This window comes from Mucilaginibacter xinganensis (assembly GCF_002257585.1).
GTDB classification, from domain to species: domain Bacteria; phylum Bacteroidota; class Bacteroidia; order Sphingobacteriales; family Sphingobacteriaceae; genus Mucilaginibacter; species Mucilaginibacter xinganensis.
This window is the reverse complement of record NZ_CP022743.1, coordinates 3,601,234-3,614,259: the sequence shown is the minus strand read 5'-3', so window position 1 is coordinate 3,614,259 and position 13,026 is coordinate 3,601,234. Positions and strand designations below refer to the sequence as shown.

The following is a 13,026-nucleotide window of genomic DNA, read 5'->3' as shown; positions in this document are numbered from 1 at the left end:
TTCTTCCCCTCTGGCGCGAGTATGACGGGCCGCCTGCGCGGAATGGCTACTCGTGACCTGGATGAAGCGTTTGGTTTACATTGCCTCCGGTTTAACCAACAATATATATTAATCTCTAAATTTATATTTGGTACTCATTCGCAATAAAAATACCGCATTGCTGGTTACCTGGCAAACGGTATTTTGCTTTTAAAATCATGCTCCAACATAGCTTGTTGGCTACCTGAACGCGGGACACGAGTACGCCTTTTCGCTTTTGGCCGACCCGTCATACTCGCGCCAGAGGAGGAATATTTTTAACGCCCATCCCTTAAATAGTTTCATATCCGTACTGGTTACCTTCTTTATTCCATTCGCTATTTTGAATTACCTGTTGATTTTTAATAACGGCAGGTGTAAGCAGGTTACAGAAACTTATGGATCACAACAAGGAAAGTTATATAAGAAATATGCGTTAATTTCAATAGACCTGCTGATTATCCCGGCTATTATTAGGGCAATGTTTTTTTAACGCTATTTCATATACATATCTAAAAGCATGAAAACGCTTTTACGGATATTATCTGAATCGAACATCACCCCGTAATGGGGCGCGTCTTTAACAATTATCAATTGGTTTTTAACCCCCGCTTGTTTTAATCGGCTGCTCATCAGTTCAGATTGGGCTGGATTTACCGACTCGTCTTTTTCGCCCTGGACAATCAGGAATGGCGGATCATTTTTATCTATATAGGTTACAGGGCTTGCCGTTTTTGCCAAATCAGGGCGACTGGCAACTGTTGCTCCCAATAATAGGGTGATAGGGGACTTAGCGTCGGGGCTGTCGTTACCTTTAAGGCTTGCAAAATCAGCCGGGCCGTAAAAATCCAGGCATAGCTTTATTTTGAACTTCGGTTTTTCACCGTTAGGATAAAATTCTTTGATGTTGTTATTGTTTGAAACCGCGAGTAATGAGGCCAGGTGCCCGCCCGCAGAAAAGCCGATCAATGCGATGCGGTTTTTATCCAGGTTGTATTTAGCTGCATTATTATATAAAAACTCCACGGCCTGGTTGCAATCCCTGATCTGCGCCGGGAACACAGCTGTTGTACTGTACCGGTAGTCAATTGATGCTACGGCGTACCCACTGTCGGCAAAAGCTTTCAGGGTTTTTGTCATGTAGCCCATATCTGCATATTTATCATTCAGCATCCATGCACCGCCATGGATCCATACAATAAAAGGATAGGCTGACTTTTTAACCGGTGGCAGGTAAATATCAAGCAGATGCTTTTTTAGCGTATCATTGGCGTAGGGGATATCACCTATTAAGGTAGTGCCGGTTGGGAAGATGGCCAGTTTTGGGTTGATAGATTGAGCGAAAGAATTATCAATTAAACTGATAATACAAACCAGGACAAGAACAATATTTAATATTTTTTTCATGGCTCAAAAGTTTTTTAACCTATCAAATATAATGACTAACGGATTGAATGACTGCTGACGTTTTTTTACGAAAGCTATAAATATTAAAGGTTAAATCTTTGAAAAAAAATATTTTATCTTTAGGCTTTGATTAAGGCACATTGGGGTAGTGTATTGAAGATGAGATGGTTTTAAAGATAAAAAAATGGGAAACGGCCAGCATAAGCGTTGGGTAAAGAGCGCACATTTTATCATTACTTTAAGTTTCCTGGCGCTTACCGTTAGTGGCTATGTTATCCTGATGTCGCATCCCCGGCTTTATTGGGGCAAGGCAGGCAACGATCTTACGCCGGCATTGTTCGAACTGCCCATCAGCCGCAATTACCACCACGGCGGCTGGGAAAAGCGCATCCAGTTTAAACACCTGGCTAATTCGCAAATAAGTGCAGTGCGCACTTACAATATTTTTAACCAGAACGGCTGGGGGCGCAGTACCCATTTCCTGGCGGCATGGTTTTTAGTAATAACAGGTCTCATTTATTTATTCACCGGTATTTTCAGCGGTTATTTCCGCAGCAATCTGGCGCCACAAACCCGGGAACTTAGTTTTAGGCTCTTCTGGCAGGATTTCCTGAGCCATTTCCGCAAGCAAGCATACACCGGGGGCCAATATGGGCTGCTGCAAAAAATCACCTACCTGGCGGTTATATTTTTCCTGTTCCCGGTTGTTATCTTGACCGGCTTCACCATGTCGCCCGCTATTACCGCATCCTACCCCTTCCTGCTAAAAATATTTTTTGGCCATCAATCTGCGCGTACCATTCACTTTTTTTCTGCCAGCGCGCTGCTGTTATTTCTGTTGGTGCATGTGGTAATGGTTGTCAGATCGGGTTTTAAACGAAACGTACTTGCAATTACTTTTAGCAGCTAACCATGAAAGAAAAAAAACGCATGACCAGGCGCCGGGCCATTTTTGCAGGGATTACCTCAGCCGGCGCACTGCTTCTTTCGGGATGCTTAAAAAAGATGCCTCCCACTTATGGTAATTTGCTGCGTATGGGGGATAACCTGACCTATATGGCCCAGCGCGGCTTACTTTCGCAGCGGGCATTGGCCATGGAGTATCAAAAAAGCGATATAACTTCGTTTCCGGTTACCGATATCGGCGACCCTGCCGACCCGGCCAGCAAGGCCGCTTATAGCAAAGAATACCAGGAACTGCAACGCTATAACTTTAAAGACTGGGCGCTGTCCGTAGAGGGTTGTGTAGCCAAACCGGGCAAATATTCAATGGAGGAGTTAAAAAAACTTGGAGAGCGCACACAAATCACCCGTCATACTTGCGAAGAGGGCTGGAGCGCCATTGCCGAGTGGACCGGCGTACCACTGGGTACCCTGTTGCAGCATGCCGGTATTTTACCGGCTGCACGTTTTGTGTGTATTTATGGTTTTGATAACTATGGCGAGAGTATTGATATGTTAGACGCTTTTCACCCCCAAACTATCCTGGCGCATACGATGAACGGCGAAAGCCTTCCTGCCCGTAATGGGGCACCCGTTCGCTTACGGGTAGAGACCCAAATTGGCTATAAAAATGTTAAGTACCTGCAGCGGATTGTAGTAACCGATAAATTTGTCGACGCCGGGCCCGATATTTCCAATGGGTGGTCGTGGTATACGGGGATATGATTTTCATTACAACCTGCTGAGTTCTTTCTGTTAGTTGTGGTAAAAACCCAATCAATAGGAAGTTATACCCTTTCTTCAACTTCCGGACTTTCGGTCTTTTCCGGCTTCCGGACTCCCCCTAACAATTTCTCCCCTTCAATTTTTTTCTGCAACTCTAATATAGCGCCTATTAGTGCTTCCGGTCTGGGTGGGCAGCCCTGCACGTATACATCAACCGGGATCACCCTGTCCACGCCTTTTACTACATGGTAGCCATGCTGCCAGTAAGGCCCCCCACAGTTGGAACATGAGCCCATTGAGATTACATACTTGGGCTCGGGCATTTGCTCGTAAAGGCGTTTTATGCGTTCGGCCATTTTAAAGGTAACCGTCCCTGCGATAATAATAACATCCGCCTGGCGGGCCGACGGGCGGGGGAATACGCCATACCGGTCAAGGTCGTAGGTAGAGGCAAAAGCCCCCATAAACTCAATGGCGCAGCAGGCTATGCCGAAGCTTAAGGGCCATAAAGATGATAACCGCGACCAGTTAAGCAGGTCATTCATTTTGGTTATTATAACGCCGCCGTTCTCACTTGTCAGTTCACTGCTCATTGCCAGGTTTTTTAAAAGTTGGTTTAAACATGGGTTTTCTTATTGGCTGCGTTCCGGGTGTTCCGCTTGTTCCACCTGTTCCACTTGTTCCGGGTGTTTCATTTGTTCCTGCTGTTCCCTTTGTTAACACTGTTTCAAGTGGAACAGATGGAACAGGTGTAAGCGCAAATGCCCTTACTTTGTAAACGCTTTGTTCCGCGTTCAGCTTTTCATAAAGTGATTTCGGAATAAAAGTATCGGTTGTTGGAACGATTGGCTTCGGTTTTATCCAGTCCAGGTCGCCTTTCACCCAAACGTACACCAGCCCCAGGATCAGGATCCCTAAAAAAATAAACATTTCTGTCAATGCCAGCCATCCCCAGCGTGGCTCATAATTGTTGATCTCGTGACTGCCAAACACTGTAGCCCATGGAAAAATGAAAACCATCTCGACATCAAACAACAGGAACACCAGCGCTATCACATAAAAGCGTGAATTAAACGGCAGCCATGCGTTGCCTGTTGTTTCTTCGCCGCATTCGTACGACGTAAGCTTTTCAGGATTGGGATTATGGGGTGCAAGCAGCTTATTTATAGAAAAAGCCACGCATACCATTATTATTCCTGTAATAAGGAAGATAAGTATCTTTCCAAATTCTGATATTTGCGACACTTCAGCCATGACAGCAAATTTAACAAAACAAACAGATTTTGACGCTATAATTATTGGCGGCGGCGCCTGCGGACTAATGTGCGCCGTACAGGCCGGCTTTTTAGGCAAGCGAACGCTGGTGATTGAGAAAAATGAAAAGGTAGGTGCCAAGATCCTGATCAGCGGGGGCGGGCGGTGCAACTACACTAACCTGTATACCTCGGCGCAGCAGTTTATTTCAACTAATGAGCATTTCAGCAAATCAACACTTTCGCAATGGACGGTTGAGGATACCATCAGCTTTTTTGAAACCTATGGCATAACAGGTAAGGAGAAAACCCTTGGTCAGCTTTTCCCGGAGAGTGACAATGCCCGGGATGTGGTAAAGGTATTTACCTCGCTATGTTTAGATTTGGGGCAGGAAATCTGGACCGGTGCCGAAGTAAAAGAGATAGAACAGGCTGAAGGTGGCTTTGTTGTTTCAGTAGAACGAGACGGAAGAACGGAAAGCCTGGTGGCGCCAAAGGTGGTGATCGCCTCGGGTGGTTTGCCCATCCCCAAGATGGGTGCTACGGATTTTGGATTGCGAATGGCAAGACACTTTGGCCTGAGAATTAGTGAAACCGCACCGGCGCTGGTACCGCTTACCATAACCGGCAAAGACCAGCCCTGGTACGAGCAGCTATCTGGTAACAGTATTTTTTGCCGCGTTTGGAACGACAGGATCAGCTTTGAAGAGAATATCCTGTTTACACATTGGGGATTAAGCGGCCCGGCTATACTGCAGATTTCGTCGTATTGGCGACCTGGAGAATATATTTATATAGATTTGCTGCCTAACCACAATATAGGCGAGCTGATAAAACAGGAGCGGGAAGCAAATGGCAAAAAAATGCTGCTCGCTTATCTCGCAAACCTTTTTACCCGCAAATTTGCAGAGGCGCTGAGTGACAAATTACCCGTTGATAAAAACCTGGCATCATTAAGTAAAACCGAGATAGAAAGCATCGGCCAATTGATCCACGAGTTTAAGGTGAAACCTGCAGGAGATAAGGGTTATGATAAAGCAGAGGTGATGCGCGGCGGCGTAGCAACAGACGAACTGTCGTCAAAAACGCTCGAAGTTAAAAAGATCCCCGGCATGTATTATGGCGGAGAATGCGTGGATGTTACGGGCTGGCTGGGTGGTTATAATTTTCAATGGGCCTGGGCAAGCGGATTTGTGATAGCGCAAAATTTATAAACCTGAATCTTATAAACCGGTTGTAAACTTTAGTATGGTTTTTAAAAAAATAGTCGAAGAAATTAAAAGGAATAAAGCTGTTTATTATTCTAAAAATATTCTGCGTCAAATTATCCCGACAATATTTTACCAGCGCTCATTAAATAAAAAGTTACTATTAATCGGCAGATACGATAGTAACACAGTGCATGACCGCGTAAACTACTACAACAAACTTAAACAGCCAACGCCAATAGGGGATAACGCTACGGTATTAAAAGAGATGCAGATTTTTAAGAGCCCCAAAACCTATAATTTCGATGCTTTTGAATATCTGCGTTATTTTAAAGGAAGCCTTAGAGCTAATTTTCTTTTTGGAGATATTACTCATATCGCCAATGTGCCGTCCCTGCAAAAAAGCAGGCCCATAGCTGGCGACAATTCAAACGCCGTGTTATTGAAGCTGGATAAAAAACGCCATTTCTTTTTTGTAAAGGATAAAAAACTGTATAGCGATAAAAAGAACATGTTGATTGGCCGCGGCACTATATACCAGCCACACAGGGAAAAATTTATGGAAATGTATTTTGATAATCCGTTATGTGATTTGGGGCAGGTGAACAAAAAAGGTGGTAATTTGAAATGGCTCAAACCGCCTATTTCTATTGATCAGCACTTGCAGTATAAATTTATTTTAAGTTTGGAAGGCAATGATGTTGCTACCAACTTAAAATGGATTATGTCGTCAAATTCAATTGCGGTAATGCCAAAACCGAAATATGAAACATGGTTTATGGAAGGGCGGTTAATTCCTGGTTTCCATTACATAGAAATTAAAGACGATTATACTGATCTGATTGAAAAACTTAATTATTATGCGGGGCACATTGACGAAGCCGAGCAAATTATAAGCAATGCTAAAGCTTTTGTAACACAGTTTCTTGATCAGCAACAGGAGGCTGTTATATCCCTGCTGGTATTGCAAAAGTACTTTGCCAAAACCATGCAGCAAGTTTAATTTTTCCTGGCAGCTTTTACCTGGTTAAAATAATTGATCAATCGGTCGATATTGGCCAGCATATAAACTTTGGCATGGATTTTTTCAACCACTTCCGGTTCATCGCCCATTATATCAGTCATTACATCCTCAAAATTTTCGTTGGTTAGCCGCTTCATTTCGGCGGTGTTGGCACCATAATAGTAAATGGTCTTTTCATTTCCGCCATAGCCTCCGCCGCCAATAGGGATGGATAGCCCTCCGCTTACGCCGCTTCCATAGCCGCCTGTGCCAATGCCTATTCCGGGTTCAAAGCCAATACCCGATCCGCCGATACCGCCTTTTCTACCTTTACCTCCACGGCTCATATAAAGTTTAATCTCATCATTAATTACTACCTTAACAAAATCAAATTCATTTTTTGTCCAGGCTTCGTTTCCCGGTGCGTGTGCAACAACAAAGCTGTCCCTGCCGGTTACAAATGATTTCAGGTCGCTTGCACTTAGCTTAAAGGGGTTTGTCTTGTCATTCTCCCTAAACTCAATGAAGCCCTCGCCTTTAATGGGACCTTTGGCAGATGGGTTAACCCGGATAAAGCCGGCTTCGGTATTTCCTTTAATATCCGTGAAACGACCGGGCTGCCATTTAGCTGACTGTGATTTTGCTGATATAATTGTCAGCATCAAAAATAAAATGATTAAAATTGAGCGCATAATAATTAAAACACAAATAACGCATTTTTATAACATTTAATATGATTGTTGATCTAAGAAGCGATACTGTTACCAAACCTACTCCGGGAATGCTGGAGGCGATGTTTAATGCCAAAATAGGTGATGACGTATTTGGTGAGGATGAAACCGTAAACACACTGGAAGCAAAAGCTGCTGATATGTTCGGTATGGAAGCCGGGATCTTTTGTCCTTCAGGCACCATGACCAACCAAATCGCCATAAAATGCTTCACCCAGCCGCTTGATGAACTAATTGCGGATCAAACCGCGCACGTGTACAGGTACGAAGGTGGGGGCATTGCTTTTAATTCAAGAGTGTCAACACGCTTATTGAACGGTTACCGCGGCATTATTACTGCCGAAATGATTGAACCTGAGATCAACGCGGAGAATATCCATTACCCGCACAGCAGCCTTGTTGTGCTTGAAAATACGGTGAATAAGGGCGGGGGCAGTTGCTACGCACTTGAACAAATAAAGCCAATAGCTGAGCTTTGTGAAAGCAAGGGACTAAAGCTACATCTGGATGGTGCCCGCATTTTTAATGCATTGGCACATACGGGCGATAGTGCAATTGATTATGGCAAATATTTTGACGGAATCTCCGTGTGCCTGTCAAAGGGATTGGGTGCCCCGGTTGGTTCAGTATTTTTGGCCGATAAGGTTACTATTAAATACGCCCGCAGAATCAGGAAAGTTTTTGGCGGAGGTATGCGCCAGGCCGGTTTCCTGGCAGCGGCTGGTATTTACGCGCTCGACCATCATGTTGAGCGATTGAAAATTGATCATTCCCATGCGCAGATCCTGGCAGAGGAACTTGCCAATTGCGGTTGGGTAGCCAATGTATTACCACAGGAAACAAATATAGTGTTGTTTGATACGGTTGAACCGGCCAGCGTGATTCTGCAAAAGCTGGAAGAAAAAGGCATAAAAGCCTTGTCAACCGATAAACACCGCATCCGTTTTGTATTACATCTCGACGTACACCCGGAACAAGTGGAATATACCGTTAATGTATTGAAAAGCCTGTAAGCTGAAGTCCTGAGTTTGGCGTTACAAAGGACTTCAGATACAGCACTAAGATTTAAGCAGCCTGTCGGCCGACTGCCTTTCAACCATCCATTCAGGGTACTCTTTTGCTAACGCGCTTACCTCATCAAGTTTGGTAAGGTCATCTGCAGATAGTGTTAGCTGGGTTGATTTGACGTTTGCATTGAGCTGATCGACGTTTTTGGCGCCGATGATGGTACTGGTAACCCCTTTTTGCTGACGAACCCAGGCCAATGCAACTTCGGCGATCGAAACATTGTGTTGCTTGCCAATGGCTGTCGCCTCATCAATAATATCGTAGGTTTTATTTTTATTAATTGGAGGGAAGTCAAAAGTATCCCGTCGGCTGCCTTCGGCTTTCTCTGAATTGCGGCCATATTTGCCGCCAAGAAAGCCGCCTGCAAGCGGGCTCCACGGCATAACTGCTATGTTTTGATCAGCGGCCAATGGCAGCAATTCCCGTTCAATATCGCGGGCGGCCAGCGAGTAAAAATACTGCAGGCCAATAAATTTGTTCCAGCCATGTTTTTCGGCAATAGCAATTGCTTTCATTACCATCCAGGCCGGCCAGTTACAAATAGCTATGTATCGAACCTTACCTGTAAGCACAATGTCGTTAAGCGCACGTACAGTTTCCTCAACAGCAGTTTTGGGGTCAACACCATGCACATATAAAATGTCGATGTGGTCCATCTGTAAACGTTTCAGGCTGTCATCAACAGATTGAAAAATGTGATAGCGCGAAAGTCCCATATCGTTTACGCCTTCGCCCATACGGCCGCGCACTTTGGTAGCAATTACCAGTTCGTTGCGGTTAAGGCCAAGATCTTTTATTGACTGTCCGAGCAGCTTTTCAGATTCCCCGAACGAATAAACGTTAGCTGTGTCAATAAAGTTGATGCCAGAATCTACTACAACCTTCATTAGGTCGTTTACACCATCCTGTTGTATGGTGCCAATAGCTTCCCAATAGCCTTTACCACCAAAGGTCATGGTGCCGAAGCAAAGTTCAGACACCATCAGTCCGGTGTTTCCTAAAAAATTGTATTTCATAAGTTTGCTGATTTGTATGGAAGTAAAATTCCGCGTTTATTGGTTAAGAATGGTCAGCTGACCGTCAAAAACGAAGTCTAACCATATTCATGTTTACCAGCCTTGTTTTATTTCGTTTATGTTAACAAACTTATCATCCCGGCGGTTGTTGTACCATTAATGAACCGTTTACTAACCAAACTTGAAAAAATAGGGCGCGATCCTAAATCAACTGCTAAAGCTGTTGGCCTGCGCTATGTATCAGATGCCACGCCTGGCTATACCCGAAAAAAATCAGGCAAAGGCTGGAGTTATTATTATGCCGATGGCAGTTTGGTTAAAGACAAAGAACTGGTAACCCGTTTCAACCGGTTGGTTATTCCGCCGGCTTATACAAATGTATGGATCTCCCCTTACGACAACGGGCATTTGCAGTTTACAGGCACGGATGCAGCGGGCCGAAAACAATACCGCTATCACTCTGGCTGGAACAAAATTCGTAACCAGTCCAAATATCACCGCATGCAAACTTTTGCTGCCTATTTGCCGGCTATCCGCAAACAGGTGGACAAGGACCTTGCAAGGCAGACCCTGGACCATGATAAATTAGTGGCCCTTGTGGTACGGTTAATGGAACTCACCAGCATCAGGATAGGGAATGAAGCATACAAAAAATTATACGGCTCATTTGGCTTAACCACATTGATGAACCGCCACGTGAAAGTTGAGGGTACGCAAATAAATTTTGAATTTAAGGGAAAAAAGGGCGTTTACCACAAAGTGTCCCTGCAAAGCAGAAAGCTGTCGCGGCTGGTAAAGCAGTGTCGCGAGATGCCTGGAAAGGATCTTTTTCAATATTATAATGCTGCCGGCGAACGCTGCACCATCGGATCGGGCGAAGTGAACAATTATCTCAAGGAAATTACCGGCGAAGATTTTACAGCAAAAGACTTCCGTACCTGGGCAGGTAGCATAAGTGCCCTTTATGCCTTTAAGCAAGCCGGCGAATTTGAAACGGTTACCGAATGTAAACGGAAAATTGTAAGTGTTTTGGATGAGGTCGCGCTTAATCTTGGTAATACCCGTACGGTCTGCAAAAAGTATTATGTGCATCCCACTATTATCAAAAGCTACGAAGACGGGGCAATCTTTAAATACATTAAAAACATTGACGAGCATAAAGATGTCGATGCATCGGATTTGAATGTTGCTGAAAAAGCGCTGCTTGAGATACTGGAAAAAGAAAAACTGGCCGAAGCCAGTTAGGTTGATTAAGTTAGGTGATATAAATTGGATTGAGCTGATTTGGAGATATCATACAAGAACTATTAACTGACCTTAGTGCTGGTGCTATAACCTTATCAGCTCAATTTGAATTAATTACCTGCTCTTTCGGGTCACTATAAATACGATACCGTTTTTGGCTTTTTCACCGTAAAGTTCTTTGGTTTCATCATCTGTTTTAAGCACCATTTTGTCAATGTCAAATGCTGAAAGTTTTTTCAAATCAGATACAGATGCCATTTTACCATTGATGATCACCAGCTTATCAGAAAGGTGATTGAGGCTGAACCTGGAGTTTGAATTAGCAAACGTCAGGTTTGAATTATAATTAACAACGCCTTTAATGTTATATGGTTTTGCGTTTAAATGGCGGGTGGTCCCGGTGTCAAGAGAAAAGGTATACCTCACCTGAGAGGTGTCCCAGCTTTTACCGCTGGAATAACCCTGTACAATTACATCGTTTTTTGAGTTTTTGCGTAACGTCAATGTTGCGGGTGTAGTTCCGTTTTTAGTTACGATGTTGAAAGCCTGAACTTTGTTAGCACCGCTGTTTGACCCTGTCACTGTTATGCTATTGTCCGAATCATCATTGCCGGCTATATTGCCCGAACCTGATGAACTGCTACCAACAATCATTACCTTGGTTAAGCCATTTGGTTTTGTTCCGGTATCGCCAACACCTGCTATAACAGGGGGATTGCCACCCTTGCCATCTAATTTCTCTTTGAATTTTCTGCCTGCCTCAGAGTTAATTGTGGTGATACAAATCACCCCTTTTTTGTCATCTATGCCGGGAATGAATTTGTTAAGGTTAACACCACTGTACACTACAACGCTCTCAATTTTACCGGGGTCAAGTGCTTTCAAATCGTTGCGGGTTGCTTTAACGCCATCTATAATGTAGTTTGCAGAATCATTTTTGCCGTCAACTCTAATAAAAAATTTACCCTTTCGTATGGTATCTGTAACTTTCGCTGCGGGCATGTTTAACCAGTTGCTTTTAACCGTTAAATTAATGCTGGCTTTAGCTTTATTACCAGCAGTGCTTTTTATCGCACCTATAGTTAGCTTGTTTTCAACAGCTGCTAAACTCTTAACAACAGGGGAGGATTTTTTAATAAGTGCCGCTTTTGAAATGCTGAAAACCAATAATAGCACTACCACAGCCGGAACTAAAAATGCGTAACGGGTAAGGTTGAATTTAGAAGATCTTTTTGCGTTCATCATGATAATTCTTTTTTTTATGGTTGATATGTTAAAATGGTTTACAATCCCCTGCGGCGCGGCAGAAAAGCTAACATTTACCAGGCTATATTGATACTGCTTGCTATCTGTTCCGGTGTTCAATATCCTTCTGTCGGTTATAAACTCTATGTTTTCTCTAACTGCTTTTTTCATCAGCCAAACACCTGGATTGAACCAATAAAATATGGTGCTAAGTTCCGCCAGTAACACATCCAGCGTATGCCATTCACTAACATGGATCTGTTCGTGTAATAAGATTGACTTCAGGTCGGCCGGGTCATGCTTTGCTGGATTGATATAAATGCTTTTCCAGAAAGAAAATGGGCCGCTATCACTATTGATGAGTCTTACCTCGTGATCGTAGATCTTAGCCGCTGTTGAGCTGCGGTAAAGCTTGTACAATGAGTAAAGCTGCACCATTAAGCGTAAGGCAAACAAGGCTATACCTGTCCATAAAACCACTTCGGCCCACACCCAATAATCAGGTTTGGCTATGGGTTTAACCAACGCCTTTGCAGGTACCTGCCAGTTAAGTACTATAACCTGCACCGGTTTTGCTATTTGCTGGTGATTCTCTAAAAAACCGGAAAGGTTTATTTTAGGGTAAATGGTAGCAAATAATATTGCTGCAACCAGGTAAATACGGTTTAAAGTATAAAAGGTAAGGTGCCTTAACACCAGGTAATAACCTGCACAAAACAACAGTAGGGCAATATTTACTTTAAACAGGAAAACGAATAAAGCGGGCATAGCGTTTAGGATTTAGGGTTTTCAATAAGTTTTATGATCTCTTTCAATTCATTGGCACTGATCTTTTTTTCATTGGCAAAAAAAGTAACCAGGTTTTTGTAAGAGTTTTCAAAGTAATCGCTCACAAAGCCGTTCATGAATTTCTTTTTATAGTCCTCCTCCAGTATTACCGGGGCATAACGGAACGAGTTACCCATTTTTTCGCCCGCTACAAACCCCTTGCGCTCAAGGTTTTTTACGGTTGATGCCAGGGTGGTGTAGGGTGGTTTAGGCTCTTCCATCAGGTCAAGAAAATCTTTTATAAAACCCTTGCCGCACTGCCAAACTGCCTGCATTGCTTCTTCTTCTTGTTTTGATAACTTTTCCATCTTTTTACGATTGTTTCGTAAATCTACG

13 protein-coding genes are annotated in these 13,026 nt (G+C 43.6%); 6 read left to right on the top strand and 7 right to left on the bottom strand.

Annotated features, from left to right (window positions below):
* Window positions 1–513: 513 nt before the first annotated feature.
* Complete coding sequence (locus tag MuYL_RS15820) at window positions 514–1,425, bottom strand: alpha/beta hydrolase (protein WP_094571489.1); 912 nt, start codon at window positions 1,423–1,425, stop codon at window positions 514–516.
* A gap of 184 nt (window positions 1,426–1,609) precedes the next feature.
* Between MuYL_RS15820 and MuYL_RS15815 the strand changes: the two genes are divergently transcribed.
* Together MuYL_RS15815 and MuYL_RS15810 are read left to right on the top strand one after the other, a co-directional pair.
* The gene (locus tag MuYL_RS15815) at window positions 1,610–2,335 is read left to right on the top strand and encodes a cytochrome b/b6 domain-containing protein (RefSeq protein WP_094571488.1); all 726 of its coding nucleotides are present in this window, start codon (window positions 1,610–1,612) and stop codon (window positions 2,333–2,335) included.
* 2 nt (window positions 2,336–2,337) lie between these two features.
* A complete protein-coding gene (locus tag MuYL_RS15810) occupies window positions 2,338–3,093 on the top strand; it encodes a molybdopterin-dependent oxidoreductase (protein WP_094571487.1) in 756 nt (251 codons plus the stop codon).
* A 62-nt stretch (window positions 3,094–3,155) separates the two neighbouring features.
* Here the strand turns inward: MuYL_RS15810 and MuYL_RS15805 are convergent, their stop codons facing one another.
* Both MuYL_RS15805 and MuYL_RS15800 read right to left on the bottom strand, forming a co-directional pair.
* Window positions 3,156–3,686, bottom strand: coding sequence for an NADH-quinone oxidoreductase subunit B (locus MuYL_RS15805; RefSeq protein ID WP_094571486.1), 531 nt, complete (start codon window positions 3,684–3,686; stop codon window positions 3,156–3,158).
* Entirely contained in the window at window positions 3,676–4,347 is a 672-nt protein-coding gene (locus MuYL_RS15800) for an NADH-quinone oxidoreductase subunit A (RefSeq protein ID WP_094571485.1), read from the bottom strand. The genes MuYL_RS15805 and MuYL_RS15800 overlap by 11 nt, the downstream gene beginning before the upstream one ends.
* Between MuYL_RS15800 and MuYL_RS15795 the strand changes: the two genes are divergently transcribed.
* Together MuYL_RS15795 and MuYL_RS15790 are read left to right on the top strand one after the other, a co-directional pair.
* The gene (locus tag MuYL_RS15795) at window positions 4,346–5,560 is read left to right on the top strand and encodes a BaiN/RdsA family NAD(P)/FAD-dependent oxidoreductase (RefSeq protein ID WP_094571484.1); all 1,215 of its coding nucleotides are present in this window, start codon (window positions 4,346–4,348) and stop codon (window positions 5,558–5,560) included. The genes MuYL_RS15800 and MuYL_RS15795 overlap by 2 nt on opposite strands.
* 34 nt (window positions 5,561–5,594) lie before the next feature.
* Window positions 5,595–6,557 carry a glycosyl transferase family 90 gene (locus tag MuYL_RS15790; RefSeq protein ID WP_094571483.1) on the top strand — a complete coding sequence of 321 codons (963 nt, stop codon included), beginning with the start codon at window positions 5,595–5,597 and terminating at the stop codon, window positions 6,555–6,557.
* Here the strand turns inward: MuYL_RS15790 and MuYL_RS15785 are convergent.
* Entirely contained in the window at window positions 6,554–7,219 is a 666-nt protein-coding gene (locus tag MuYL_RS15785) for a hypothetical protein (protein WP_157740889.1), read from the bottom strand. The genes MuYL_RS15790 and MuYL_RS15785 overlap by 4 nt on opposite strands.
* Before the next feature lie 71 nt (window positions 7,220–7,290).
* Between MuYL_RS15785 and MuYL_RS15780 the strand changes: the two genes are divergently transcribed.
* Complete coding sequence (locus MuYL_RS15780) at window positions 7,291–8,301, top strand: threonine aldolase family protein (RefSeq protein WP_094571481.1); 1,011 nt, start codon at window positions 7,291–7,293, stop codon at window positions 8,299–8,301.
* Window positions 8,302–8,346: 45 nt separating this feature from the next.
* Here the strand turns inward: MuYL_RS15780 and MuYL_RS15775 are convergent, their stop codons facing one another.
* The gene (locus MuYL_RS15775; RefSeq protein WP_094571480.1) at window positions 8,347–9,372 is read right to left on the bottom strand and encodes an aldo/keto reductase; all 1,026 of its coding nucleotides are present in this window, start codon (window positions 9,370–9,372) and stop codon (window positions 8,347–8,349) included.
* A gap of 159 nt (window positions 9,373–9,531) precedes the next feature.
* Here MuYL_RS15775 and MuYL_RS15770 point away from each other — a divergent pair, with 159 nt between their 5' ends.
* Window positions 9,532–10,617, top strand: coding sequence for a DNA topoisomerase IB (locus tag MuYL_RS15770; RefSeq protein ID WP_094572979.1), 1,086 nt, complete (start codon window positions 9,532–9,534; stop codon window positions 10,615–10,617).
* Window positions 10,618–10,731: 114 nt separating this feature from the next.
* Here MuYL_RS15770 and MuYL_RS15765 read toward each other — a convergent pair whose 3' ends face one another.
* A complete protein-coding gene (locus MuYL_RS15765; protein ID WP_094571479.1) occupies window positions 10,732–12,630 on the bottom strand; it encodes a M56 family metallopeptidase in 1,899 nt (632 codons plus the stop codon).
* A gap of 5 nt (window positions 12,631–12,635) precedes the next feature.
* The gene (locus tag MuYL_RS15760) at window positions 12,636–12,998 is read right to left on the bottom strand and encodes a BlaI/MecI/CopY family transcriptional regulator (protein ID WP_094571478.1); all 363 of its coding nucleotides are present in this window, start codon (window positions 12,996–12,998) and stop codon (window positions 12,636–12,638) included.
* Window positions 12,999–13,026: the final 28 nt, after the last annotated feature.

Bases quoted from the DNA above. Each gene is read 5' to 3' on its own strand.
- MuYL_RS15815 (WP_094571488.1), top strand. From the start codon at position 1,610: ATGGGAAACGGCCAGCATAAGCGTTGGGTAAAGAGCGCACATTTTATC.
- MuYL_RS15765 (WP_094571479.1), bottom strand. From the start codon at position 12,630: ATGCCCGCTTTATTCGTTTTCCTGTTTAAAGTAAATATTGCCCTACTG.
- MuYL_RS15800 (WP_094571485.1), bottom strand. From the start codon at position 4,347: ATGGCTGAAGTGTCGCAAATATCAGAATTTGGAAAGATACTTATCTTC.
- MuYL_RS15775 (WP_094571480.1), bottom strand. From the start codon at position 9,372: ATGAAATACAATTTTTTAGGAAACACCGGACTGATGGTGTCTGAACTT.
- MuYL_RS15785 (WP_157740889.1), bottom strand. From the start codon at position 7,219: ATGCTGACAATTATATCAGCAAAATCACAGTCAGCTAAATGGCAGCCC.
- MuYL_RS15760 (WP_094571478.1), bottom strand. From the start codon at position 12,998: ATGGAAAAGTTATCAAAACAAGAAGAAGAAGCAATGCAGGCAGTTTGG.
- MuYL_RS15805 (WP_094571486.1), bottom strand. From the start codon at position 3,686: ATGAGCAGTGAACTGACAAGTGAGAACGGCGGCGTTATAATAACCAAA.
- MuYL_RS15795 (WP_094571484.1), top strand. From the start codon at position 4,346: ATGACAGCAAATTTAACAAAACAAACAGATTTTGACGCTATAATTATT.
- MuYL_RS15780 (WP_094571481.1), top strand. From the start codon at position 7,291: ATGATTGTTGATCTAAGAAGCGATACTGTTACCAAACCTACTCCGGGA.
- MuYL_RS15820 (WP_094571489.1), bottom strand. From the start codon at position 1,425: ATGAAAAAAATATTAAATATTGTTCTTGTCCTGGTTTGTATTATCAGT.
- MuYL_RS15790 (WP_094571483.1), top strand. From the start codon at position 5,595: ATGGTTTTTAAAAAAATAGTCGAAGAAATTAAAAGGAATAAAGCTGTT.
- MuYL_RS15770 (WP_094572979.1), top strand. From the start codon at position 9,532: ATGAACCGTTTACTAACCAAACTTGAAAAAATAGGGCGCGATCCTAAA.
- MuYL_RS15810 (WP_094571487.1), top strand. From the start codon at position 2,338: ATGAAAGAAAAAAAACGCATGACCAGGCGCCGGGCCATTTTTGCAGGG.